The sequence below is a fragment of the Methylomonas sp. BG-2 genome (assembly GCF_057766305.1).
On sequence record NZ_JBYMAP010000452.1, the window covers coordinates 1 to 1,540 of the forward strand.

Below are 1,540 nucleotides of genomic sequence, written 5' to 3' on the forward strand. Positions count from 1 at the left end.
GTGCCATGGCCGTGACCAGCGGCACCAGCCTGGGCATGACCGCCGGCTCGGTCATCGAAGACAGCAGCGGTGGCGCGGGCAATCTCAGCGTTGACGCAGGCAGCGGCAACCTGACGCTGAGCGGTGGCGGCCGCATCAGCAAAACCGGCAGCGGCGGGCTGAGCGTGGACGTGCAAGCCGGCAACCTGCAAATCAGCGGAGCCGGCAGCGAAATCAGCGCCGATCAAAACGGCGCCAGCGACAGTATCCACGCCAGCGGCGCGATCCAAATCGACAGCGGCACCACGGCGCAAGCCGACAGCGTAACGGCCGGCACGACCTTAAGCAACGCCGGCACGCTCACCGGTTCCGCGACTGCCGGCACCAACTTGACCAATACCGGGACAATCACAGGTAGCGCCGTTGCGACGACTGGCTTATTAAGCAACCAAGGGGATATCGACGGGGATGCGACTGCAATCACCGGAGCGGTGAACAACGGGGTAGGGCACACGATTGGCGGCAACGCCAGCGCCGGGACCGTGCTGACCAACAGCGGCACCGTCAACGGCAACGCGACCGGTGGCACCTCGGCCGGTGGAGTTGCGGGCCTTGCCGCCGACGTCAACGGCAAGATTTACACCGTGGTCAACCAAAACGGCGGGACATTGGGCGATGCCGGCGGCGATACCGTCATCAGCCAGAACGGCACCGACATTCAAAACCTCGGCACGACCGGCGGCGCGGTGACGGCGGCGCGTTATCTGGACAACAGCGGCACGATCGGCGGCTTGGCGCGCGCCAACAACGGCGGCAGTCTCAGCGGCGTGGCCAGCCTGACCAATGCCGTGGGCGGCATCATCAATGGCGGAGCCCAAAGCCAAAATGCCACCGATCTAACCAACCAGGGCTCGATTACCGGCGCTGTCACGGCATCGCGAAACTTGAGCAACAACGGCACGATCACCGGCGACGCGACCGCTACCACCGGTACGCTAAGCAATGCGGCAAGCCAAACCATCACCGGCAACGCCAGCGCCGGCACCAGCTTGACCAACGACGGCAGCATCGGCGGTTCCGCCACCGCCGGCACCAACCTGACTAACAGCGCGACCGGCACCATCAACGGCAGCGCCGTGGCCAGCAGCGGCAACCTGCTCAACCAAGGCCTGATCGCGCTGAGCGGGTCCGCCAATCAAAGCGTGACGGCGGGCGGCACACTGACCCTGGACGGCAATGGCACCACGACCGGTGTAGTCACCGTCAACAAAACCAGCGGCACGGTCACCGTCTCGTCCGGCGGCGCGCTGAATCTGGGCAGCGTCGGCGTCGGCGCGATCCGCAAAACCGCCGGCAGCGGCGCCATGACCGTGACCAGCGGCACCAGCCTGGGCATGACCGCCGGCTCGGTCATCGAAGACAGTAGCGGTGGCACGGGCGATCTTAGCGTTGACGCGGGCAGCGGCGACCTGACGCTGAGCGGCGGCAGCCGCATCAGCAAAACCGGCAGCGGCGGGCTGAGCGTGGACGTGCAAGCCGGCAACCTGCAAATCAGCGGAGC

The 1,540-nt window shown here is 66.4% G+C and carries 1 protein-coding gene; it reads left to right on the forward strand.

The annotated features are described in order from the left end of the window. A partial coding sequence (locus AC3B8H_RS21190; RefSeq protein ID WP_488443487.1) for a beta strand repeat-containing protein occupies positions 1-1,540 on the forward strand: 1,540 nt, incomplete at both ends.